This window comes from Microcoleus sp. OTE_8_concoct_300, from assembly GCF_031383065.1.
Taxonomy (GTDB): domain Bacteria; phylum Cyanobacteriota; class Cyanobacteriia; order Cyanobacteriales; family Microcoleaceae; genus Microcoleus.
Genome location: NZ_JANMZH010000574.1, coordinates 14,039 through 36,590, shown reverse-complemented (window position 1 = coordinate 36,590; position 22,552 = coordinate 14,039). Strand labels below are relative to the sequence as shown.

The following is a 22,552-nucleotide window of genomic DNA, read 5'->3' as shown; positions in this document are numbered from 1 at the left end:
ATTGATGAGGTATCTGTGGTCGTCCCAATTTTTGGAGGCGGATACAGAGGTTCAAAATCTCAAATCCTTAACCTCAAACTACCATCGCAGGACTTGCGCCTCGCGCCACCAGGTGGCGAGTAAAAACTAAATATCTAGAAACAATACCTTCGTTCTGTTATTACTTGGTTGGGATCAAAGCCCGAGTCCTATCCTTTCCGGTAACACCGGAAGGATGTTGACTGTTGACTGTTGACGGTTCACTGTCAACAGTCAACCGTGAACTCGAATTTACTATTCCGATGCTAAGGGATTTGATATCAAAGCGTGTCAAATTAAGCTCAAATTTAGTATCAGTCTGCTGTCTGATTACACAGTCTTCCCGATCCCCCTGGCGCCCCCCCTGATAGTCGGGGGGGCAGGAAATGGTCAAACTTCCCGCAACGATTCGGGGAGCCGCGGCGGTCGGTTGGGCCCCCCAAGTAAAGCAAGCGCCATCTATTTAGGGGGATATAGACTCAGCTATAAATGAGATTTCTTAAGAATTTCAGACTTAAGTTGATACCAATGTCCGGCTTGCCCAACTTACTTGCTCAAACCAAACTACTTGCTCGAAAAAAAACGGGTTTCTGTTCAAGTGGCCCGTAAGTCCTCAATCCTTCCTTTTCCATCTAAGATCGAAAATCACAAGTTTAATATGACTGCTGTGCCTTTGCCTCGCCCCTCACCTCAACCTGCTGACCGCCCTCCGGGTCGCAATTCCACCGACGCGACGCCAGTATTTGCCCTCAAAGAACTGGTGGCGCGTTTGCACCGATACCAGCACAACGTTCAAGATATGTTGGGTTCGCTGGGATTTGCCCTGCGCAGTTTTAACAATCTCAACCAATTTTTGGAGTTGGTGCCTTTGGTGGCGACTCGCGTTACTGACGCCGACGGGGGAGCTTTAGTGCTGTTCAAACCCAACGGTCAAGTCAGGTTCCAGCAGTTGCACTGTCAGGAAGGACGGCAGTGCCAAGATATGCGAAAAGCGCTGGAAATAGCCACTAGGCAAGCTACAGCAGGTGCGGGCGCGAATGCTGCATCTTTTTCGGAAACCCCTGGGCAAACCTCTAGTCTCGACCTGCAAGTCGGCCGTTATTTGGGCCCGGATGTTCATTTGTTTGGGGCGCCCATTTTACTTAAGAATTTGGAATGCGGACGGCTTTATGTTTTTAGCAGTGACCCGCAATATCTCTGGACTCCCAGCAGACAGAAATTAGTTCGGTTGGTGGCGGATCAAACCGCCGTGGCGATTTGCAAAGACGAACTTACTGTTAAGTTGGCTGAAAAAGACCGCTTAGACAGAGAGTTAGAAATCGGGGCGGAAATTCAATTGCGGCTGCAACCCCGCAGTTGTCCGAAAATTCCCGGCCTAGACGTGGCCGCCCGCTGCCAACCTGCTAGCAGAGTCGGCGGAGATTATTATGATTTTATTCCCGCTGACTATGACCCGATCGGCAAGGAAGATGAGGGGGAAGACCCCCCATCCCTGATTAAAAATCTCAAGTCCAAAATCGACAAGGGCCGCTGGAGCATCGTGATCGGCGATGTGATGGGCAAAGGAGTGCCGGCTGGCCTGCTGATGACGATGACACGGGGTATGCTGCGGGCGGAGGTTTTGAACCGGCACTCCCCTGCGAGAATTTTGCAACATTTAAACCGGGTAATGCACGCGGATTTGGAAAATTCCCACCGTTTTGTGACTCTGTTTTATTCGGAGTATGACCCGAAAACTCGCGTTCTGTCTTACAGCAATGCTGCTCACCATCCGCCTTTGCTGTGGCAAGCTGCAACTAATTCGATTATTCAGCTCGATACTTTGGAGGGAATGTTAATTGGGCTGGAGGCTGATTCCCACTACCAAGAAGCCCATGTTCAATTGCAGCCAGGAGATACTATTATTTATTACACAGACGGATTTACGGATGCTGCTAATCAAAGGGGCGATCGGTTTGATGAGGATAACTTGACCTCGGCTTTTCAGTGGGCCTGTCAAAATTATCAGCATTCTGAAGAAATTTTGGATTATTTGTTCGATCGGGTTCACCAGTTTATCGGCATCGGCAATCGCAATGAAGATGACATGACACTGGTTGTACTTAGGCTAACAGCTTTAACAGGAGAAAATCACCATGATAGTTAATTTAATGCCGGAAATTACTGCTGGGTTAACCAGCTCGATTAATTGGAACGATGCTGCTCACCTGTTAGTTTTGAAATCTCATTTGAGTTCGACGGTGCTTTTGGGTCAAAGCTACGACATTTTTGAGAATTTCCAGAAAGCTTGGAACAATTTTGTTTCGACTGGTCAAATAGGAGCTTTTTTTATAGGTATTTTTATTGGCTGGTTCATTAAAGGGATTATTCCTTAGAGTTCTTGTCTTTGAAGGTATCGGGAATGGATTTAAAAGGTTTTTAGCCAAAACTTCACTTCTTTCTGATGCAGCAAAAGTTTCCCAATTTTGTAGTCAAGACTTCAGTTTGTTTTTGTCAAGAGATGTATAAAAAGTTGGTAGTCAGGACTTGAGTTTTTTCTTGCCGAATTTGGGAGGGAGGACTTTAGTCCCGACTACAAACCGGAGGAAGGACTAAAGTCTTTGCTACAAATCGGTTTTTATAGACTTCTGCAAGAGATATATAATCTAGTTTTAGCTTGAGCAATGACAACACAACAAAAAACTTGGAGTCAAAGATTTGAATCGGCGCTGCACCCGGCGATCGCCCGCTTCAATGCTAGTATTGGCTTCGATATTGAATTGATTGAGTACGACTTGACGGGTTCTGTCGCTCACGCTAAAATGCTGGCAAAAACGGGGATTATTTCCGCAGCAGAAGGCGAACAGTTAGTCAACGGTTTGGAACAGATCCGATCCGAATACCGCCAAGGGCTTTTTGTGCCGGGAGTTGAGGCAGAAGACGTTCACTTCGCTGTAGAGAAGCGGCTGACGGATATCGTGGGGGATGCGGGGAAAAAGCTACACACGGCCCGATCGCGCAACGACCAAGCAGGTACTGATACTCGGTTGTATTTGCGCGATCGCATCGCAGAAATTCGAGATCAGTTGCGGGAATTTCAAGGGGTTTTGCTCGATATTGCCGATCGTAACGTGGAAACTTTAATCCCGGGTTACACTCATTTGCAGCGCGCTCAGCCGATCAGTTTGGCTCATTACCTGTTAGCTTATTTTGAAATGACCGATCGCGATTGGGAACGCCTCGGCGATATCTGCAAGCGGGTGAATATTTCGCCTTTGGGTTGCGGCGCGCTGGCGGGGACGACTTTCCCGATCGACCGACATTATACTGCCGAGCTGTTGCAATTTGACAAGGTTTATGCTAACAGCTTAGATGGAGTGAGCGATCGAGATTTTGCCATAGAATTTCTCGCTGCCGCGAGCTTGATTATGGTACACCTGAGCCGCTTGTCAGAAGAAATGATTTTGTGGTCTTCTCACGAATTTGGATTTATTACGCTCAAAGATAGCTGCGCTACGGGTTCTAGCATCATGCCCCAGAAAAAAAATCCCGACGTGCCGGAATTGGTGCGGGGCAAAGCGGGGCGGGTGTTCGGTAACTTGCAAGCCTTGTTGGTAGTAGTGAAGGGACTTCCTTTGGCCTACAACAAAGATTTGCAAGAAGATAAAGAGGCTTTGTTTGATACCGTGAGAACGGTACAGGGTTGCTTGGAAGCAATGACGATTTTGCTGCGGGAAGGAATCGCGTTTAATGGCGATCGCCTCGCCGCGGCCGTTACCGAAGACTTTTCTAACGCTACAGACGTAGCAGACTACTTGGCCGCCAAAGGCGTTCCCTTCCGGGAAGCTTACAACCTCGTCGGCAAAGTCGTCAAAACTTGCCTCTCGGGGGGCAAACTCCTCAAAGATTTGACACTTGAGGAGTGGAAAGACTTGCACCCAGCCTTTGATACAGACATTTACAGCGCGATCGCACCTCAGCAAGTGGTGGCGGCTCGCAATAGTTACGGGGGTACCGGGTTTGAACAAGTGAAAAAATCACTTATCGCTGCGCGCGATCGGATCGCCTAAACATCGTGGAATTATTGGACAAATTCCGGCTGGCTATCTCTCCTTAAAACGATCGTGTTGTCCACTCTAGTTCTAAGTTCGGCAGATAGCCTGACTCAATTAATCTTCAGCAGCAGCCATGTCTTTGTCTCTGCCGCCACCGCTCATGGCGCCCATGCCACCGCCGTTACCGCCGTCAAATCGTCTTCTCTTGTTGGAGAACATATCTTGATTTCTCCGCTTGCGAAACTTGCGAGCGTATGCTTGATTTCGTTGTGCCTTCTCTTTCTTGAGATTGCGGCGCTTAGCCATTCTGACCTCACTAATAAACATTGACACTCCCCGGGCGTGAAAGCCCGGGGATTCTTAAGGTTGACACTCTGTAGCACTCTTGGTGACTGAGATTCTTGGTTCAGCGAAGTCACTTGCTTGCGACAGGATTGCTCCAGTCGCATTATAGGTGCCTTCTCCCCAAGCGTGAATTCCGGTATGCCCTACCGTACTTGATCAGTTCTCTTTAATGTAGTTAGGTTTTGTTCAAATTTAGCTTTCCTAAACCGCAACACCGTTAGGTGTGACTACGCACTCAACTAATTCAGTTAAGTTTTTACGTTGTCTAGTTATACTCAATTTTAGACCGATGACGATTATAGCACACCCAGCACAAGACCCTGAAAAAAGAACACGGGGATTCAAGTCGCTTGGCATCCGGGCGCGATCGGGACGCCATGTTTTCCATCTAAGCGCGAATATTTTTATACACTCTTGACAAATACGACAAAGGACGGTTAAGACCCGTGACTCACGCTCCTGTCTTGGGCTTGCCCGACGCGCGAGGTCTCCTTGCCCAGATTCTTGCAGATTTTTGAGGGCGATGAGTTGTACTCTACTTTTACCATCGGGATAATACCCCAGGCTGTGCGACTCACAGCCCGAAGTCGCGCAGGCCAACTACGGCTGGTACGGAGTAAAAAAAATTATGGGAAAAGAATTTATGGGAATTATTCGATCGACCGATCGCGATCGACCCTGATGGTAGGATTGAAGAGGTTTACCAAAAATAATGGGTTTAAAGCCTCCCCCTTTTAGGGGGACTTTTAATCAAAAAGAAGCCTTAAAAATAGCAGGGCTGTTTTTAAGATACACTTGAGAAATGTTAAACCTGACTTATACCTACGCTTTAAAGCTAACGCAACAGCAGATCCAGACCTACGAGATGTGGCTAGAAACGGCTCGCAAGGTCTGGAATTTTGCGCTAGCCGAGCGCAAGGATTGGTATAACTCAAGGTCGTGCCGGATAGACGCTTGCAGTCTCAAGACTGAATACATCATTCCAGCAGATGCCCCCCGACCCACATTTGCTTCCCAGTGCAAAGCTTTAACTCAAGCCAGAAAAAACAACCCTAACCTCAATGCCGCGCATTCTCAAATGCTGCAACAGGTATTGAGAAGGTTGGAGAAAGCTTTCATTGGGATGTGGGAGTCAGGAAGAGGTTTTCCTCGGTTCAAAAAACAGGGGAGAATGCGCTCGCTGCTATTCCCTCAGTTGGGTGTCAATCCCGTCAAAAAAAATCAAGTTAAACTTCCTGGCGCGGGCTGGGTCAAAATGCGAATGTCTCGTCCTATCCCGGACGGTTTTGTTGCTAAGCAAGCCCAATTGGTAAAACGGGCATCCGGTTGGTACGTGATGGTAACGTTGCAAGCCGATGTTGATGTTCCCCATGTCATGCCACACGGGCAAGCTGTGGGTATAGATCTAGGGTTAAAAAGTTTTTTGGCAACTTCAACGGGAGAGCAAATCGCTAGACCTCGATTTTTTGTAGACCTCCAAGGGAAGCTGAAATTGCTCCAACAGCGAGCTAGTCGCAAAAAATTAGGGTCAAACAATTGGCAAAAAGCGCAAGCCAAAGTTGCTAGGTTGTACGAACATATTCGCGACACTCGCAAAGATTTTCATTTCAAGTTGGCGCATAAACTCTGCGACGAAGCTGGAATGATATTTGCTGAAGACTTGAACTTTAAGGCTTGGGCGAAAGGGATGTTTTCCAAACACACCCTAGACTCCGGGTTTGGAGAGTTTCTCTCAATCCTAGAGTGGATATGCTGGAAGCGGGGAGTCTATTTTGCCAAGGTGAATCCGGATGGAACCAGTCAAATTTGCCCGAATTGCAACTATCATACGGGCAAGAAAGAGTTAAGCCAACGGATTCATCGGTGCGGCGAATGTGGATATGAAATTGATAGGGACGTTGCCTCCGCTCAAGTAGTGAGGCAACGTGGACTTGCAGCCGTAGGACATACGGTTCAGATGCTTGGCGAGGGGTTAAGCACTGGTTCCCTCATGACCCAAGAATCTTCGCCCTTCTAGGGCGGAGAGTGTCAACGCAAAGTCAAACCAGAATCTCACGCAGCGGAGATCTTAGCAGACTTGCCAGACAAGGGGCCTGAATGAAAAATTAAAAATTAAGACTCCGGAGCCGAGAGCTAGGAGGCCTGAAATTACTTTCTCCTAAACAAGCTTTTGAGTTTATGCGTCGATTGTGGCAATTTGTACAAACTGTGCTAGGGGTAATTTTTCGACATCCCGTCACTGGTACTGCGGTGATTCCCGTATTGCCTGACGGGCGAATTGTGTTAATTCGCCGCCGCGACAACGGTCGCTGGGGACTGCCCGGAGGTATGGTGGATTGGGGAGAGGATATTCCGACGACAGTGCGGCGAGAATTAGCGGAGGAAACAGGACTCGATTTAGTCAAAATCCGTCGCTTGGTGGGCGTTTATTCGGCTGCAGATCGAGATCCTCGCCTGCACTCGATTTGTATCGTGGTGGCAGCAGAGGTGCAGGGAAATATGCAAGTTCAGGATACGCTTGAAATTAGCGAGGTTGAGGCTTTTTTGCCCGCAGCGCTGCCGCAGGGCCCGCTCAGCCATGATAACGACCAGCACTTACAGGACTATTTTCAAGGCCTGACCACTTTGGCGTAAACTGGCGGGGCATCTACCTTGGTGCAGCAAAGTCCGGAATTACCAAAGCCGTCAAAAGTTCCCTGGTCCTCGGTGTAATTAATTTTTAATGTTTTCCTACTTTTATTCACAATCTCTGAACATTAAATTAATCATCTTTTTATTGCTAAATATTTAACCGGATGTACTCACCGCTACGCAATTCTCGGGTCAAACTCTCTGTAGGGCAAATCTTTTGGCACGAAGTCGGTCAAGGCCCGAATTTAGTATTTTTGCACGGTTCTTGGCTCGACAGCAGCCAGTGGCTGAGGACGATCGAACATTTGAGCCCCTACTACCAATGCTTCGCACCAGATTTGCTGGGGTTTGGCGACTCGGAACGCCCGAATATTCATTATTCGATCGACCTGGAAGTAGAATGTCTCGCCCAATACCTCGATACTTTGAAGCTGCGAGAGGTTTATTTAATCGGTCACTCTGTGGGTGGCTGGGTGGCTGCCAGCTACGCTATCAAATATCCCGCGAGAGTTCAGGGTTTGGTGTTGTTGGCCCCTGAAGGCGTCAAGGTTGGCAACCGACGGGGGCGGTGGCAGACGGCTAACTGGCTTTACAGCAAACCACCGCTTGCTTTCTGGTTGCTACGATCGATCTATCCAATTGCTAAGTTGCTCGGCCGCCAAAACAAGATTGATGGACTGCTAAAGTTCAGACAGCAGTTGATGCAGTCCCCAGTTGCCGTGGAGTTGCTGTTCCGGCGCCGGCGGGCCGAAATTACAGCGGATCTAGTTGATGAGCATTTGCCTTTGCTGAAAGCGCCTGTTTTGCTGTTGCACGGTTCTGAAGATACCCCCGCAGCTTCGTCTCTGTGTCAATCCTATGCTGCTCTGGCTCCTAATGCCGAACTGCAATTTGTCAGTCCCGGGAAAAGCAATTTGCCGCAGGAAGTCCCGGAGATTGTTGCTAAGTATATTCGAGAATTTGCTAAGTGAATGGGGAATTGGTAATTGGTAACAGTCAACAGTCAACAGTCAACAGTCAACAGTTAACAGTCAACACTTAACAAGCTAATTCCCCAAAAAATAGCCTCTGGTGCCTCAATTAAGGCCCAGGAAGCCGTATGGGGAAAGGCTGCGGTGAGGTATTTTAAAAGCAAAGTTCGATCGCCCCCCGTGAGTGCAATTTTGCTATCAGGAAACAAACACCGCCAATCTTCAATAAAATCCCTAACTCCTGCCACCGTCGCATACACAACTCCGCTTTGAATTGCCCCAGCAGTGTCTTTCGCCCAGCGATGCGGCAGATTTTCTGGTAAGCTGATTAACCGTAATGCAGCGGTTTTTTTAGCGAGCGACGATAACTGCAAACCCAAACCCGGTAAGATGGCGCCCCCAACTAAATACCTATTGACATCAGCCCCAGTAAATGTTAAAGCTGTACCAGCATCTATAAGTAAAACTGGCCAACCGAATTGGTTGCCAGCACCAAGTACAGCCAAAGCTCTGTCAATTCCCAGGGTAGGATAGAGTCCCCCGATCGGCAACTGGTCTAAAGTAATAATCCGGACATCTGGATAACTCTGCCAAATTGCTGTTTGTTGGGGAACAACTGAGGCTAAAACTAGAGGCAGCGGAACTAAAGAAACTGTGTGAGGACTAGAAAAAGCGGGAGTAGCAGGAAGACAAAGGAGATTTTGAGCAGATATTTCCTTGATCGACCTCATTACTGTTTGCACCAAATATTCTGCCTTTTCCTCCTCGGAGATCCGAGAAACAGCATCAGCATTGAGATGCTCTGTATCCCATGTTTTCTCCAGAGTTGAGCCCGCAAATAATCCCCAGTGCAGCCGCGAATTGCCGATCGCTAAAGCTATTTTAATCTTGCCTTTACCTCTTAATCCAGATGTAAGGTTGTCTCTGCTTGGTGGCGAAGGAAAATTGTTGGGAATTGAGTTTTCCATGTTGATTGATCGAGGGCGCGCGCAAAGATTGAACTAAAGAGGTATTTTAAATTAATTTTCTTCGCTTAACCGGGCGGTTAACTCTATTTGAGATCAGACCAAGTTCAATGGCGCGCGCCAATTAGTATTGTCGGCGGCAGAGCGCATACTTGATATTTATAAATATTGGTAAAGCAAATAATTGCTATGCTCAGGCTGCATCATTTATAATGTCTTAAGATAGTCCAAAAGTCCTGGTAACTGCGATCGGGCTCTTGGCGGGGTAAGCACAGGTCTCAAAAACCATGATCAACCAAAATACTGTACAAGTGCAGAGTAAATATGTCTTTAAAAATACAAGAACACGAAAACCCCTGGCAGAGAGTAACTTCGCGGTTGCCTGAACATGAAAATTGGAGACAGGAAGAAAGTCTTTCGCAGCCAGAAATAGACCAACAAAAAGCCCTAATTTTGCAGATGCAGCAGCAAGTTCAGTTATCAAACTTGCTGAACCAAATTAATAACGAAATTCGCAGTACACTTGACATAGAAGAAATTTTGACATCGGCCTGCCGATTGCTGGGGCAAGCGCTACAGTCCAGCCGGGTGAGCATTTTAGTCAAAGAATCAAATACAGACAAAACTTTAGTCACGCGGGGAGAGTACAACGCGGGGGACTATCCGATCCAACTGGGCATGAAAGTACCGATGACTGACAACCCGCATTTGACTGCAGTCGTGTCTCAGCAAGAGTCGCTAGCAGTGACCAAGTTTCTCGATTTTCCGGGATTGAACGCACAAACGCGAAACATTGCCGAAACTTTGGAAATTAAGTCAATGCTGGCAGTAGCTACTCGCTATCAAGGTGAAATGAATGGCATAATTGGCTTGCATCAGTGCGATCGCGAACGGGAATGGACCCATTGGGAACAGCAACTTTTAGAAGGGGTAGCATCGCAATTGGCGATCGCGATCAATCAAGCCAAACTCTACAGCAAAACCAGGCGCCAAGCCGAACGAGAATCGCTGCTGCGGCTGATTGGTAACCAAATTCGCAGTACCCTGGATCTGGGAACTATCCTGGAAACAGCGGTGAGGGAAGTTCGTCAACTGTTGCAGTGCGATCGAGTAATTATTTACCAGTTTCAAGACAACTGGCAGGGAAAAGTTGTTGTTGAAAACATGACGGTTCCTTGGCCTTCAATTTTAGGAGATATGGGGGCGGATAAGTGTTTCCGGGGAGATTACGCGGAGCTTTACCAGCAAGGGCGAGTCAAAGCAATTAATGATATTTTCAATGCCGGTTTAGAGCCTTGCCACGTTGATTTCTTAGACCGTTTGCAGGTAAAAGCTAATCTGATCGTGCCGATTGTTACCTCCAGAACCGAAGAAGATTCAATCCCTACACCCGGAAGTTCTAATTTAAAATTTCCCGGTAAACTGTGGGGTTTGCTGATCGCTCACGAGTGCGGGGATACCCGCAATTGGCAGCCGCAAGAAATGGAGTTGCTGTCGCAGCTAGCCGACCAAATGGCGATCGCCATTCAGCAAGCAGAACTTTACAGTAAAGTCCGAGAAGCTGCGGTCAAATCTCAAGCTCAAACCCAGCAATTGCAAGCAGCGTTCCAAGAATTGCGATCGACACAGCAGCAATTGATTCAAAGCGAAAAAATGTCAGGTTTGGGGCAAATGGTAGCGGGAATTGCTCACGAAATTAACAACGCCAACAATTTCATCCACGCTAACTTGTTTCACGCTCAAGAATATTTTCAACTCTTGAACGAAGCTCTCGAACTGGCCGGGAATGCCTGCCCGGAAGCAGCGGAGGCAATTGTCAGAATCAATGAAGAACTAGAACTAGATTACATTCGAGAAGACTTTGGTAAACTGCTCAATTCAATGCGGGAAGGCAGCGGCAGGATTCGCTCGATCGTGATGACGCTGCGAAGTTTCTCTCGTTTAGACCACGCTGAATTAAAAGCGGTAGATTTGAATGAAGGTTTAGAAAGCAGTTTCATGATGCTGCAAAACAAGCTAAAAACAAATATCAAAATCCACAAACAATACGGCAGTTTGCCGCCCGTCAAATGTCATGCCAGTCAAATGAACCAAGTATTTTATAATTTGATTGACAATGCTTTAGATGCGCTCCAGTCAACGCTCAAACCGGGGGAATTAACCATCCGCAGTTGGCAAAGCGAGCCGGACTGGGTAACAATCTCTGTCCGCGACACGGGATCAGGCATTCCACCAGAAATTCAAGACAAGATTTTTGACCCGTTTTTTACTACTAAACCTGTGGGTAAAGGCACTGGTTTGGGACTTTCAGTGTGCTATCAGGTAATTGTTCAAGCTCACGGCGGCAAGCTGAGCTGCGTCAGTCAGGTTGGCGAAGGAACTGAGTTTATTGTAGAGTTGCCGCTGACAAATCAGAGGGTAAGTGCATAATTCCTGCTTTAGTCAGATTAATGACCAATGCCCAATTCCCCATGCCCAATTTCCCATGCCTAATTCCCCATGCCCGTGGATTTATAAGTAATTAACCGGGCTTGATATTAATTGTCAACTTGCTGCTGATAGACCTGATAAACAGCCTCTAAAAAGACATTAGCATCAACTTTTTTCTGCATTTTTTCCCAACCTATGATTTCTTTAACTGTTATTCCCGAATGTGAAGTAGCCGGATGTACTTGAATCTGTTTTCAATTTCTGCCAAATAGTGGCAGACGGCATTTTTTTGAGCCTGTTCGCTAGGGACAGCCTTATTTTGAGCTTGCTTCCGCTGCCATTCCCGAAACTTTTCTTCCCACAACCATTTAAATGCCTGTTCCCAAGGACTTTGGCCTTTGGGTGCGCGTCCCGGCTTTCGTTTGCTAATCGGACAGCCATCCTGTAACAGTACGTGACAAATTTGATCTAACTCGTCTTGGAATTTTTGCTCCCGATTAACAGGCTGTTTGTTCCAAGGGATATTGTTAAGCAGGACAGTACGATTTTTGGAAGCATTCGCTGGATCGAAGCGGAGTAGGAACACGATGCGCGTCTCACCTGTGAAACTGTAGTGTGTCGCTATCTCTTCTAAAAACTGGCGCTGGGAAAGGTTCGCGGTTGAGTCCACAGAAAAAAGCCTGTAACGATTTACTTCTATCTATCTCTATTTATCGGCAATTTTTTCTCGATTTGGCAACCCCTAAATTCAAAGTTATAGAAAACGTTGAACTTAGGAGTTCCCCATGAATCCCCAAATCATGCTGAAAATCGCCCTTCGCCACCCAGAAGTTTATGGTTTAGCCTGGGTGGGCTCAAAGTCAGCCAAAGCGAGAAATCAATTCATCCACACAAGTATTGAGTGGGGTGTCATTGCATTTGCCCGGTTGCTTAACCCAGAAGCAAATTGGGCGATCGCTGCCCTAAAACTCTGCTTCTGGGTGTTGGAACAACTCCAACAGGATTAACGGCAGTAGCCATCGCATCTACAAAGGCGCGATCGCTCTACCTAACATATAATTCACGACGTTCGCACTATTACCCCAGCATTCCACATAACTTTTTATATCGTTTCCGGTTGCCTCGGAATAATAAAATCGAGTCAACAGTTAACACTCAACCCTTGAGTTTTTCCACGCCTCCTTCTACAGTCAACAGTCAACAGTCACTTGTTTTGTGTCGCTGGGATATCTCCGCTCCGTGTCTATCTTTATTTCCCCGGCTGAAGCTGGGTGCAAGCTACTAAAAGGTGCTGGTGTCACCGGGGCGCGAACTCCCAAAATTACTAAAGTATTGTCCTGTTCCACCAACTTTTTTTTCTGTATAAGAAACAACTTCTGGTATCAATTTACTAGAGATACGTAAAAGTGTACTGGGCGGTTTTGCATCTTGGTTTTTAGCAAAGTCTTCAAAAGGTTTTTGCCAGCGCTGAACCTCGGTTCCCCGTTTTGACATAAAAGTATACCATGCTCCGTAGCCGTCCGGCGCTCTATTATAAGTAGAACCGCTGTTGACTTTGTTGTTAGCAGGAGCAAATAGCAGGGTAATGATAATTATTGCAGTAATGGCGATCGCTCCCAACAACCACAACCTATTTTTTGATAAGTTAATCGCTCGTCAAGTAAGTAAGTACAAATAAATATAACATGAGGGCTGGTTTTGAATGGATCAACTCACTCCTCATATAGAATCCATTTGACATCTTGAGGGCGATTGTCAATCACATTACGGATCAGCAATAAACTTGTTTTTTTACCGATCGCATTTTTAATAGAATCAGATTTAACTTACGCCCGAATCTGAATTTTCAGGAATTCCCAACTTGGTTATGCTTAGACATATAAATTGCCGAGTATTTTTACTCATAATTGTCTCTCCTGATTCACTTTTGTCCGCTGAAGCAGTGAACGCTGCCTCTTAGGGGGCCGGGAATGTGGGATTTAAGCTCTCCTCTACAGATGTGGAAAACCAGCTTTTGATAGGGCTGAAAAAAAAATAGCAATTTTTCCGGATAAAAGTTATTATTGATGATGAAAGTTAACCATTTCTATTAAGTACGTGCCCGTAGGTGTAACTAATTACACTCAACATTTTATCGGGGGCAAGAAAGCCTTCAGATGCTTATTGGGCAAGCATTTTTACTGGATTTACCAGCACGTACTTATGACGAAATGTTTCTTGAAGTGACCGCTCGCTATAAAGAAAGCCCAACATCTGGTTTTCAGTCACTTCTACTCCTTAATTATTCATTATCAAAAGAGAAGCGATGGCTACTTCATTCACTGGTTCTTTGGGTCAAACCAATAATTACAGCAGCATCAATGACCTAATTACACAATGGCCTACTGCCGCCCAGAGTCAAGGCATCCAACTGTCTGGGATAGCTTTTGATGGCGGGGAAACGAACTACACTAACCCTAGTGTCATCAGCAACCTCACCTTCGCAACGAACGACAACCCTAAAAGCTGGTTGAGCTACGGCAGTTTCGCTGGTATTGGTGTCCCATCCGCTTATGATGGTTGGTTCACCGACGTCAATAAAATTCGGGCGGAAATCAACCATGACCCCAACACCAATCAATCTCAGGTGCTGAAGGTGAAATGGGCAGATAACCAAGACATTACTAGCGCCACTATCGACCTGAGTGCATTAAGTCCCAAAACAAGTCCTGGAGTGGGCGATCAAGGCAATGAAGTTGGTTTGCTGCAACTCTTTAATAATGGGGTGCCGATATCGGCCAGCAATTTTACGATCACTCGCCTCAACGCTCCTCCCGCTCCAAAACCGATCACTGTGTCTCCAAATGGAGTGACTTTCATTGGCGATAACCCCACTGGCAATTTAACATTCCAGATAGTAGGAGACTCTCTCACCGGCGTTACTTTTGACGAAATGCGGTTCTCCGCCAAAGCCTACGATAGCCCCACCGCTGCCTACGCCGCCACCTCCTTCAAAAGCGATGGTTCCGACTACCTAGTGCGGAGCATTCAATATCAAGGGATTTCTAATGTGGCGCCAACTCCGACGCCGACACCAACTCCGACGCCGACGCCTGCAAGTCTCTTCCAGTTCCAGCAACCAAATTACACAGTGGCTGAAGGCGGCGTGGCTACGATTAACGTTATTCGCACTGGTGGCACGGCGGCTGCATCGATTAGCTACGCTTCTGTTGACGGTTCGGCAACTTCTGGAGGCACGGCACCGGATTACACTGTGGCGGCTGGTTCCCTGAATTTTGCTGCGGGGCAAACTATCGCTAGTTTCACGATTTCGGCTTTGAGCGACATGATACTGGAACCGTCAGAAACGGTGAATTTGGTGCTAAGCGGTGGCAATGTGGGCAGTAATCCGTCAATTTTGACGATTAATAATGTAGTGCCAACTCCGACTCCGACGCCAACTCCGGCGACAACTCCGGCGCCAATTGCCGGTCAAAACACGTTTTTCTTCAGTGCGGCTACTTACAGCGTCAACGAGGGCAGCACTGCGCCGATTACCATCAATCGCAGTGGCGACCTTTCGATACCGGCTACGATTTCGTTCCGGACGGGTGACGGTACTGCTATGTCTACGGGTTCTCAAGTGGATTACGTCAGTGTGGTTCAAGCGATCAATTTTGCACCCGGACAATCTAGCGTACCAGTTCTGGTTCAAACTTTATTTGACAGTCTCACGGAGAATAATGAAACGGTGAATTTGTTCTTGAGTGGTGGCAGTTTGGCTAGTCCGTCAGCGGCTGTTTTGAGCATTATTGATACTACTGCTGTGCCTCCGACTTTCTTCTCTTACGGTTCGTCTACTGGTTCTATTGCTGATGGTTCTATGGGAGGTTTTACCATTAATCGGACTGGCAATACTTCGGTTTCGGCTTCGATCGACTATTTGATTGTTGCTCCTGGTGGTGCTCAACCTGTGAACAACGTAGACTACTACATTGTCAGTTCATTTCCTGTGACTCCTTCTGGAGGCACGGTTAGCTTTAATCCCGGTCAAACTAGCGTTAGTCTGATGATTTACAATGCTCCTGGTTTGACTGGTGGGTCGGTGAATTTGGGCTTTGGCCCAGGTCCGGTCGGCGCTCCGGCATCGACTTCAATTACTCTGCTTTAAGGCTGTTAGTAGGGCGAGGAATCCTTGCTCTACTAATATAGCCTTTCTCAGTAACATGTTCCGACGTGCATAGGGCATAGGGCATAGGGCATAAGGCATAGGGCATAGGGCATACCTCACCACGCTTGACAACCGCTATATGTCCCGCAAGTAGTTAAATGCTTTTTATAGAACTCTTTCAAGGTGGTACTCTTAGATGCTACGCCCGTTATTCGAGTACGACATTGAACCCTTGTATATTGAAAGAATTAGATGGCGATTTGCCATTGGGTGGGGGTTTTTGAGATTGTCGGTTTTTGGCAATTATTTTTGGTAAAACCCGCCCCTAAAATTATCGATTGGATATTATTGTTTTTTTGCCCTTACCTACTTAATCCTTAATCTGTTGATAAGCTTGCTGACACTGTTCAAAGGTTGAGGCGTCAGCTTCCGTATTCCCAAAATATAGTTGCTCATGTATTGTTATCAAAGTTTTGTAAGGCACTGGCTGGGGTAATTGCTGGATTAATTGCAAATATTCGCCATCAGTGCGGCTGGGTTGGTTAACCACGGTTCCCGCATCATTTAACCGCTGCAACATCGCCATGTAAAGACAGCGGCAAGCTTGGCGGTATTTGCCTTATTGCTACAAATTTTGCGATCGCAACAACCACTCTGCTACGGACAAATCGTTAATTGTTTTTTTCGCACTTCCATCAGTTGTTTGATTCCTCTTTTTGAAATTATGAATATAAAAACGTAACAGTTGCCAAATCTGCCAACTCGCCCAGACTGCGAGCAATGCTAAGATTAACCAAAAGGTGGCTTTAGCGATCGCCCCCAAGATGGGGGAATCAAACCAAGATGGCAATTTGACATTCGGTATATAGCGGTTCTCAATAAAATGAGGTACACACCGCTCGCAACTGATGCCCACGGAGGCCTATGCCCTATGCCCGCGAGAGCACCTCATGTTACTGAGAAAGGCTATATTTTGGGCAGTTTTTAGTTCCCACCACTCCTCCATTCGCTGTTGCCACTGTCCTAATTGTTAACCCAAGTTAGTTTTATCAAAGGAACTTTCAGACATAACTTTACTTCACTTAATCGATTTGGGCTTGTGGATTTGGGATTTTTTATTGGCTCATTTTACTGCACATTTTGTACAACTGTTAAGTTGCTACTATAGCGGTTTGATCGCGTGGTGAGGTATGGGGGCAAGTCCTATGCCCATGCCCACCCAGGCCACGGAGGCCGATGCCCTATGCCCTATGCCCTATGCCCTATGCCCTATGCCCTATGCCAATTGAGCACCTCATGTTACTGAGAAAGGCTATAACTAATTGACTGCTTGATAGGAATTTCCATGCAAAACTCAGTACCTCGATCGCCCAACCGATCGAACTCGGTTGCATTAGCACACATATTTCCTTTTTGTCAAGAGATAGATCTCACTTTTGGGATGCTTAACTGAGTGATAGGAAATTTGATAAAGATTTACAAAAGAAACGTGTCAGAATGGAAACAATAAGGTAATGGGTAACAGACAAGGAGGCACTGATGGTAGCGCTGACTGAACGAGTCCAACGCAGATTGACGGTGGAAAAAGTCGAAATTGCCTCTGATACAACGGCAATTCGATGCCTGGACTGGGATAGAGACCGCTTTGACATCGAATTCGGACTCAAAAACGGTACAACTTACAACTCATTCATCATTCGCGGTGAAAAAACAGCCCTCGTCGATACCTCGCACGAGAAGTTTCGCCAGCAATACATGGAAACTCTGACGGGGGAAATTGACCCCAAAGAGATTGACTATCTAATTATCAGCCACACCGAACCAGACCACAGCGGTTTAGTCAAAGACGTGCTGGCGCTGGCACCCCAAGCGATTGTCGTGGGGGCAAAAGTAGCAATTCAATTTTTAGAAAACCTTGTACACCAACCATTTGAGCGATTGGTAGTAAAAAACGGGGACAAACTAGATTTAGGAAACGGCCACATTATCGAATTCGTATCGGCGCCGAACTTGCACTGGCCTGATACTATTTTCAGCTACGACAGCAAAACTCAAGTGCTGTTTACCTGCGACGCTTTCGGGATGCACTACTGTTCCGACAGCACCTTCGATGACGATTTAGCAGCAGTTGAGGAAGATTATCACTTTTATTATGAGTGTTTGATGGCTCCCAATGCTCGATCGGTACTCGCTGCAATGAAGCGGATGGCAGAGTTGGGAGAAATTGGTACAGTGGCAACCGGTCACGGGCCGCTGCTGCGGCACAATGTGGTGGAACTTACCGGACGCTACAAAAAGTGGAGCCAAGCGCAAGCTAAGGCAGAAACCACTGTAGCGGTATTTTACACCTCCGACTACGGATTTAGCGATCGACTCAGCCAAGCGATCGCCCACGGTATCACCAAAACCGGTGTCGCTGTGGAAATGATGGATTTGAGAATCGCCGACTTGCAAGAAGTCCGCGAACTTGTCGGTAGCGCCGCCGGTATCGTGATTTGTTCGCCGCCGAGTAGTGGTACTGCTGCTGCGAATGCCGAAGCTGCTATCAACACAATTTTAGTTGCGGCTAACAACAAACAATCTTTCGGTTTGTGCGAATCCGGCGGCGGCGATGACGCATCGATTTACCCGCTGCGAAACAAGTTCAAAGAGTTGGGTTTAAAAGAAGCATTTCCCAACATTTTGATTAAAGAAACGCCGACAGAAGCGATTTATCAACTTTGCGACGAAGCCGGCACCGACTTGGGACAGTGGCTGACGCGGGACAAGGCTGTCAAACAGATGAAATCCCTCGACAGCGAGCTCGATAAAGCTTTGGGACGGATCAGTGGCGGACTGTACATCATTACCGCCCAAAAAGGCGATGTTAGCGGGGCGATGCTGGCTTCTTGGGTAACGCAAGCCAGCTTTAAACCGCTGGGTTTAACAATAGCAGTAGCGAAGGATCGGGCGATCGAATCGATGATGCACGCGGGAGATAAATTTGTTCTCAACGTGCTGGAAGAAGGCAATTATCAAACCTTGATGAGGCACTTTTTAAAGCGTTTTGCTCCTGGTGCCGATCGATTTGCCGGAGTTAAAACTCAACCTGCTACCAACGGTTCTCCGATTTTGACAGATGCTTTGGCGTACATGGAATGCGAAGTAGTCAGCCGGATGGAACTTTCGGATCATCATATCGTATATGCGATCGTCGATAACGGCCGCGTATCCAATCCCGAGGCGCTGCCTGCTGTTCACCACCGCAAAGTGGGAAATCACTATTAGGAAGCAAGTTCGGCAACGCGCAGTGAATCTGGATGTAACGGATGTAACGGAGGTCGGAAAGTTCCGCAACACAGCAGGGTACAAGATTAACGGATGTAACGGAGGTCAGGAAGAGGGAAAAAAAGATTAAATTAGTTTGCTAATCATCTTCTGTTTTTCTTCCCCTATCTTTCTTAGCCCCACTCTCCCTGGGGAGAAACCTGATTTCTTTTACGCAAAAAGTCTAAACGTAGGGTGCGCCACGCCGCGCACCTTACCCGGCCAACCGTTGTTATGCTGACTCCATTTTCACTCTTAGGAATTGCCAATGCCTGCTAATCTTTTAGAAGACCGAGATTACCGAGAAAATGGGTCTAAAGCCCAGTCCCTTTAGGACGGCTTTTTCTTTGTCTTAAGGTTTCTAATGAATTCCCTTAAGATATCTGATGAAAGATATTCCTATTGATTAGCAATAAGCTTCTAGCTTCTTAAATTATTATTCGGTCAGTCTGAAAAATACGCTCTTTTTCATTGCGTGAGTAGATCTAAATGATCTACAATACTAACATGAAGACACTGAAGTTCAAGCTCTATCAAAGCAAGCAAAATAAACATCTCAAGCGGTCAATCAATGCCGCCGGGGTGATTTATAACCATTGCATTGCCCTCCACAAACGGTACTACCGGATTTGGGGTAAGCATTTGAACTGTGCAAAACTTCAGGCTCATATCGCAAAACTGCGGAAACGTAACCCGTTTTGGAAATTAGTCGGTTCTCAAGCTGTACAGGATATCTGTCAACGCATTGAAAAAGCCTACCAATTGTTTTTTAAGCATCACAAAAAAGGAGTTAGACCCCCCTACTTTAAGAAGGTTAGAAAATACAAATCCTTCACCCTCAAGCAGGCTGGCTACAAATTCTTGAGAGGCAATCGCATCAAGATTGGGAGCAAGGTCTATCAGTATTGGAATTCTAGAGACATTGAGGGTAACGTCAAGACACTCACCATTAAACGGACTCCGCTCGGAGAACTGTTCATGGTCGTGGTTGTTGACGACGTGACCCGGCCTGAAATTAGAGTCGAGACGAGTCGCATCGCTGGCTTTGATTTCGGGCTGAAAACGTTCCTCACCGTCTCGGATGGTTCCAAAATCGAATCGCCTCACTTCCTCAAACAATCACTCAATGTCATCAAGAAAGCCAGTCGTCAGCACTCCCAGAAACGGAAAGGTTCAGCGAATCGAGAACGAGCGAGATTGAATCTTGTCCGCAAACATGAAGACGTAGTTAATCGCCGCTCTGATTGGTTTTGGAAGTTGGCACATGATTTGACGAATCAGTTTGATGTATTGTGCTTTGAGACGTTGAATCTCAAAGGGATGCAGCGCTTATGGGGACGCAAAATCTCGGATCTGGCATTTGGTGAATTCCTCTCAATTCTTCAATGGGTTGCTAAGAAGAAAGAAAAAGAAGTAGTCTTCATCGACCGTTGGTATCCATCCAGCAAGACTTGTTCGCATTGTGGACACGTTCTGAAAGAGTTGGATCTGTCAGTTCGTGAATGGCGCTGTCCGTCCTGTCAATCGGTGAACGGACGGGATGAAAACGCAGCTAAAAATATTCAAGCGGTTGGGGCATCGACCGCTAAGTTAGGCAATGTTAGACAGGCTTCGCCTGCAATTGCTGTCTGAGCTTAGAATCCCCTCGCCTTTAGGCAGGGGAGTATGTCAAACAATTATTATTGCCAGAAGCGATGCCAGCAGACACCCCCAGCATCCTTGGTACGAGGAGTGGGTAGAAGCACAGGCATCTTTGATCGACCTCGCAAAAAAATGTCAGCAATTTGACAGCGACGGCATCACTCTTTACAGGATCGAGGTGCAAGGTTTGACATTGTAGATACCAAGTTTTGGCACGAAATCAAAAGAAGTTCTGTAGTTCAGTTTCTCATAGGTGCAATTAATGACTAACACTTTGACTCCTAGACTCGCATCACAGGCCAAACCCCGCGACGTGCAGTTTATCCCGATCGCACCCGATACTTTTATTGTGCGATCGCGCACTTGGGACAGACTCAAATTTGAAGTCGAGTATTCGCTGCAAAAGGGTACGACAGCAAATAGCTATATTATTCAAGCTGACCAAACTGCTTTGTTCGACCCGCCCGGGGAATCTTTTACTCAAAATTATCTGGAATGTTTGCAGCAACGGTTGGACTTGACAAAGCTGGATTACATAATTTTGGGGCATTTTAATGCTAACAGGTCAGTAACAATTAAAGCTCTGTTAGAATTAGCTCCTCAAGTAGCTTTGGTTTGCACGAATCCCGCCGCAATTGGTTTGCGAGCCGCTTTTCCAGACCAAGAATTAAACATTATGATCGTTCGGGGGGAAGAAACTCTCAACTTAGGAAAAGGTCACGCCTTAAAATTCATCGCGACTCCGACTCCTCGCTGGCCTGATGAACTTTGCACCTACGATCCGCAAACTCGAATCGTGTTTACTGACAAACTATTTGGGTCTCACGTTTGCGGCGACCAAGTATTCGATGAAGGGTGGAGCGTTTACAGCGAAGATCGGCGCTATTATTACGATTCCCTCCACGCATCTCAGGCAAAACAAGTGCTGGCCGCCATGGATAAATTAGCCAATTTACCAGCCGCATTTTATGCTCCCGGTCACGGCCCGATCGTCCGTTACGGCCTTAATGAACTGAGCAATTTGTATCGGGAATGGAGCCAGCAACAAAATTCAAAAGACTTGACAGTTGCTTTGATTTATGCTTCGGCTTACGGAAATACGGCGACTTTAGCGCAGGCGATCGCCAAAGGAATTACTAAAGCCGGCGTTGCGGTGGAAAGTATCAACTGCGAATTTGCGGAACCGGGAGAAATTCAAGAGGCGATCGAGAAATGCGCGGGATTTATCATCGGAACTCCCACGCTAGCAGGACACGCTCCGACGCAAATTCAAACTGCTTTGGGAATTGTTTTATCTACAGCAACTAAGAGCAAATTAGCGGGGGTTTTCGGTTCTTTTGGCTGGAGTGGAGAGGCGATCGACTTAGTGGAAAACAAGCTGAAAGATGCTGGCTATCGAATTGGATTTGAGCCGATTCGAGCCAAATTTAAGCCGACGGCGGCGACGATTCACGAGTGCAAAGAAGCGGGAACGGATTTTGCTCAAGCTTTGATTCGATCGCAAAAATTGCGGGCACCGAAACCGACATTGACTGGAGGGAGCGATCGCACTGAACAAGCAGTAGGGAGATTGGTTGGTTCGCTGTGCGTACTCTCGGCGAAGCGGGGGGAGGTAGCGAGTGCGATGCTGGCTTCGTGGGTGTCGCAAGCCACGTTTAATCCGCCCGGTGTGACGATTGCGGTTGCCAAGGATCGATCGATCGAAGCTTTGATGTACGCCGGGGATAAATTTGTGCTCAATATCTTAGCAGAAGGGCGACAGTTGCGGAAGTATTTCATGAAAAACTTTGCTCCGGGAGAAGACAGATTTGCCGGAGTCGAAACAATGGAAGCTAGCAACGGCTGTCCGGTTTTGACTGATGCTCTGGCTTATCTGGAATGCGAAGTGATAAGTCGGATGGAATGCGGCGATCACTGGGTAGTTTATGCGGCGGTTGAAAACGGTCATTTGCTGAAAAATGACGGAGTGACAGCGGTGCATTACCGGAAATCAGGGAGTCATTATTAAGGAATTTGTCATTCGTCAGAATTTTTGATTCGGGCTTCTGATTTCTGACGAAT

At 46.9% G+C, this 22,552-nt stretch carries 19 protein-coding genes; 13 read left to right on the top strand and 6 right to left on the bottom strand.

Annotated features, from left to right (window positions below; translation table 11 throughout):
- Nucleotides 1-676: 676 nt before the first annotated feature.
- The 3 genes from ACUVJL_RS26265 (at nt 677) to argH (ending at nt 4,067) form a co-directional block, all read left to right on the top strand.
- Entirely contained in the window at nt 677-2,164 is a 1,488-nt protein-coding gene (locus tag ACUVJL_RS26265) for a PP2C family protein-serine/threonine phosphatase (RefSeq protein ID WP_445248526.1), read from the top strand.
- On the top strand, nt 2,154-2,393 hold the full coding sequence (locus ACUVJL_RS26260; RefSeq protein ID WP_445248525.1) for a hypothetical protein: 240 nt from the start codon (nt 2,154-2,156) through the stop codon (nt 2,391-2,393). Before ACUVJL_RS26265 ends, ACUVJL_RS26260 begins: the two co-directional genes overlap by 11 nt.
- Before the next feature lie 288 nt (nt 2,394-2,681).
- On the top strand, nt 2,682-4,067 hold the full coding sequence (argH, locus tag ACUVJL_RS26255) for an argininosuccinate lyase (protein ID WP_445248524.1): 1,386 nt from the start codon (nt 2,682-2,684) through the stop codon (nt 4,065-4,067).
- Between the two features lie 99 nt (nt 4,068-4,166).
- Here the strand turns inward: argH and ACUVJL_RS26250 are convergent, their stop codons facing one another.
- A complete protein-coding gene (locus ACUVJL_RS26250) occupies nt 4,167-4,358 on the bottom strand; it encodes a hypothetical protein (protein WP_190738786.1) in 192 nt (63 codons plus the stop codon).
- A gap of 841 nt (nt 4,359-5,199) precedes the next feature.
- Between ACUVJL_RS26250 and ACUVJL_RS26245 the strand changes: the two genes are divergently transcribed.
- From ACUVJL_RS26245 to ACUVJL_RS26235, 3 genes are all read left to right on the top strand, one after another.
- A complete protein-coding gene (locus ACUVJL_RS26245) occupies nt 5,200-6,414 on the top strand; it encodes an RNA-guided endonuclease InsQ/TnpB family protein (RefSeq protein ID WP_445248523.1) in 1,215 nt (404 codons plus the stop codon).
- Between the two features lie 161 nt (nt 6,415-6,575).
- A complete protein-coding gene (locus ACUVJL_RS26240) occupies nt 6,576-7,031 on the top strand; it encodes an NUDIX hydrolase (RefSeq protein ID WP_445248522.1) in 456 nt (151 codons plus the stop codon).
- Nucleotides 7,032-7,192: 161 nt separating this feature from the next.
- On the top strand, nt 7,193-7,999 hold the full coding sequence (locus tag ACUVJL_RS26235; RefSeq protein ID WP_445248521.1) for an alpha/beta fold hydrolase: 807 nt from the start codon (nt 7,193-7,195) through the stop codon (nt 7,997-7,999).
- A 53-nt stretch (nt 8,000-8,052) separates the two neighbouring features.
- On the opposite strand, the gene ACUVJL_RS26230 is transcribed toward ACUVJL_RS26235, so the two are convergent.
- Nucleotides 8,053-8,967 carry a pantothenate kinase gene (locus ACUVJL_RS26230; RefSeq protein ID WP_445248520.1) on the bottom strand — a complete coding sequence of 305 codons (915 nt, stop codon included), beginning with the start codon at nt 8,965-8,967 and terminating at the stop codon, nt 8,053-8,055.
- A 321-nt stretch (nt 8,968-9,288) separates the two neighbouring features.
- Between ACUVJL_RS26230 and ACUVJL_RS26225 the strand changes: the two genes are divergently transcribed.
- Entirely contained in the window at nt 9,289-11,394 is a 2,106-nt protein-coding gene (locus ACUVJL_RS26225; protein WP_445248519.1) for a GAF domain-containing sensor histidine kinase, read from the top strand.
- A gap of 211 nt (nt 11,395-11,605) precedes the next feature.
- Here the strand turns inward: ACUVJL_RS26225 and ACUVJL_RS26220 are convergent, their stop codons facing one another.
- The gene (locus ACUVJL_RS26220; RefSeq protein ID WP_445248518.1) at nt 11,606-12,064 is read right to left on the bottom strand and encodes a hypothetical protein; all 459 of its coding nucleotides are present in this window, start codon (nt 12,062-12,064) and stop codon (nt 11,606-11,608) included.
- Nucleotides 12,065-12,179: 115 nt separating this feature from the next.
- On the opposite strand from ACUVJL_RS26220, the gene ACUVJL_RS26215 reads away from it, so the two are divergent.
- Nucleotides 12,180-12,401 (top strand): hypothetical protein, encoded by a 222-nt coding sequence (locus ACUVJL_RS26215; RefSeq protein WP_445248517.1) that lies wholly within the window; start codon nt 12,180-12,182, stop codon nt 12,399-12,401.
- Nucleotides 12,402-12,675: 274 nt separating this feature from the next.
- Here ACUVJL_RS26215 and ACUVJL_RS26210 read toward each other — a convergent pair whose 3' ends face one another.
- Entirely contained in the window at nt 12,676-13,023 is a 348-nt protein-coding gene (locus ACUVJL_RS26210) for a DUF4350 domain-containing protein (protein ID WP_445248516.1), read from the bottom strand.
- 676 nt (nt 13,024-13,699) lie between these two features.
- Here ACUVJL_RS26210 and ACUVJL_RS26205 point away from each other — a divergent pair.
- Nucleotides 13,700-15,544, top strand: coding sequence for a Calx-beta domain-containing protein (locus ACUVJL_RS26205; RefSeq protein ID WP_445248515.1), 1,845 nt, complete (start codon nt 13,700-13,702; stop codon nt 15,542-15,544).
- Nucleotides 15,545-15,914: 370 nt separating this feature from the next.
- On the opposite strand, the gene ACUVJL_RS26200 is transcribed toward ACUVJL_RS26205, so the two are convergent.
- Nucleotides 15,915-16,124: a DUF4129 domain-containing protein gene (locus ACUVJL_RS26200; RefSeq protein ID WP_445248514.1), complete on the bottom strand. Its 210-nt coding sequence runs from the start codon at nt 16,122-16,124 to the stop codon at nt 15,915-15,917.
- A 45-nt stretch (nt 16,125-16,169) separates the two neighbouring features.
- Nucleotides 16,170-16,460, bottom strand: coding sequence for a hypothetical protein (locus ACUVJL_RS26195; protein ID WP_445248513.1), 291 nt, complete (start codon nt 16,458-16,460; stop codon nt 16,170-16,172).
- Between the two features lie 623 nt (nt 16,461-17,083).
- Between ACUVJL_RS26195 and ACUVJL_RS26190 the strand changes: the two genes are divergently transcribed.
- The 4 genes from ACUVJL_RS26190 (at nt 17,084) to ACUVJL_RS26175 (ending at nt 22,499) form a co-directional block, all read left to right on the top strand.
- Nucleotides 17,084-18,811 carry a diflavin flavoprotein gene (locus ACUVJL_RS26190; RefSeq protein WP_445248512.1) on the top strand — a complete coding sequence of 576 codons (1,728 nt, stop codon included), beginning with the start codon at nt 17,084-17,086 and terminating at the stop codon, nt 18,809-18,811.
- A 528-nt stretch (nt 18,812-19,339) separates the two neighbouring features.
- Entirely contained in the window at nt 19,340-20,482 is a 1,143-nt protein-coding gene (locus tag ACUVJL_RS26185; RefSeq protein WP_445248511.1) for an RNA-guided endonuclease InsQ/TnpB family protein, read from the top strand.
- Nucleotides 20,448-20,690 (top strand): hypothetical protein, encoded by a 243-nt coding sequence (locus ACUVJL_RS26180; protein ID WP_445248510.1) that lies wholly within the window; start codon nt 20,448-20,450, stop codon nt 20,688-20,690. Before ACUVJL_RS26185 ends, ACUVJL_RS26180 begins: the two co-directional genes overlap by 35 nt.
- Before the next feature lie 63 nt (nt 20,691-20,753).
- Nucleotides 20,754-22,499: a diflavin flavoprotein gene (locus tag ACUVJL_RS26175; protein WP_445248509.1), complete on the top strand. Its 1,746-nt coding sequence runs from the start codon at nt 20,754-20,756 to the stop codon at nt 22,497-22,499.
- Nucleotides 22,500-22,552 lie beyond the last annotated feature (53 nt).

What these genes read in the sequence shown, in the direction of transcription:
- ACUVJL_RS26265 (WP_445248526.1), top strand. Translation starts at nt 677, where the DNA reads ATGACTGCTGTGCCTTTGCCTCGCCCCTCACCTCAACCTGCTGACCGC.
- ACUVJL_RS26260 (WP_445248525.1), top strand. Translation starts at nt 2,154, where the DNA reads ATGATAGTTAATTTAATGCCGGAAATTACTGCTGGGTTAACCAGCTCG.
- argH (WP_445248524.1), top strand. Translation starts at nt 2,682, where the DNA reads ATGACAACACAACAAAAAACTTGGAGTCAAAGATTTGAATCGGCGCTG.
- ACUVJL_RS26250 (WP_190738786.1), bottom strand. Translation starts at nt 4,358, where the DNA reads ATGGCTAAGCGCCGCAATCTCAAGAAAGAGAAGGCACAACGAAATCAA.
- ACUVJL_RS26245 (WP_445248523.1), top strand. Translation starts at nt 5,200, where the DNA reads ATGTTAAACCTGACTTATACCTACGCTTTAAAGCTAACGCAACAGCAG.
- ACUVJL_RS26240 (WP_445248522.1), top strand. Translation starts at nt 6,576, where the DNA reads ATGCGTCGATTGTGGCAATTTGTACAAACTGTGCTAGGGGTAATTTTT.
- ACUVJL_RS26235 (WP_445248521.1), top strand. Translation starts at nt 7,193, where the DNA reads ATGTACTCACCGCTACGCAATTCTCGGGTCAAACTCTCTGTAGGGCAA.
- ACUVJL_RS26230 (WP_445248520.1), bottom strand. Translation starts at nt 8,967, where the DNA reads ATGGAAAACTCAATTCCCAACAATTTTCCTTCGCCACCAAGCAGAGAC.
- ACUVJL_RS26225 (WP_445248519.1), top strand. Translation starts at nt 9,289, where the DNA reads ATGTCTTTAAAAATACAAGAACACGAAAACCCCTGGCAGAGAGTAACT.
- ACUVJL_RS26215 (WP_445248517.1), top strand. Translation starts at nt 12,180, where the DNA reads ATGAATCCCCAAATCATGCTGAAAATCGCCCTTCGCCACCCAGAAGTT.
- ACUVJL_RS26205 (WP_445248515.1), top strand. Translation starts at nt 13,700, where the DNA reads ATGGCTACTTCATTCACTGGTTCTTTGGGTCAAACCAATAATTACAGC.
- ACUVJL_RS26200 (WP_445248514.1), bottom strand. Translation starts at nt 16,124, where the DNA reads ATGTTGCAGCGGTTAAATGATGCGGGAACCGTGGTTAACCAACCCAGC.
- ACUVJL_RS26190 (WP_445248512.1), top strand. Translation starts at nt 17,084, where the DNA reads ATGGTAGCGCTGACTGAACGAGTCCAACGCAGATTGACGGTGGAAAAA.
- ACUVJL_RS26185 (WP_445248511.1), top strand. Translation starts at nt 19,340, where the DNA reads ATGATCTACAATACTAACATGAAGACACTGAAGTTCAAGCTCTATCAA.
- ACUVJL_RS26180 (WP_445248510.1), top strand. Translation starts at nt 20,448, where the DNA reads ATGTTAGACAGGCTTCGCCTGCAATTGCTGTCTGAGCTTAGAATCCCC.
- ACUVJL_RS26175 (WP_445248509.1), top strand. Translation starts at nt 20,754, where the DNA reads ATGACTAACACTTTGACTCCTAGACTCGCATCACAGGCCAAACCCCGC.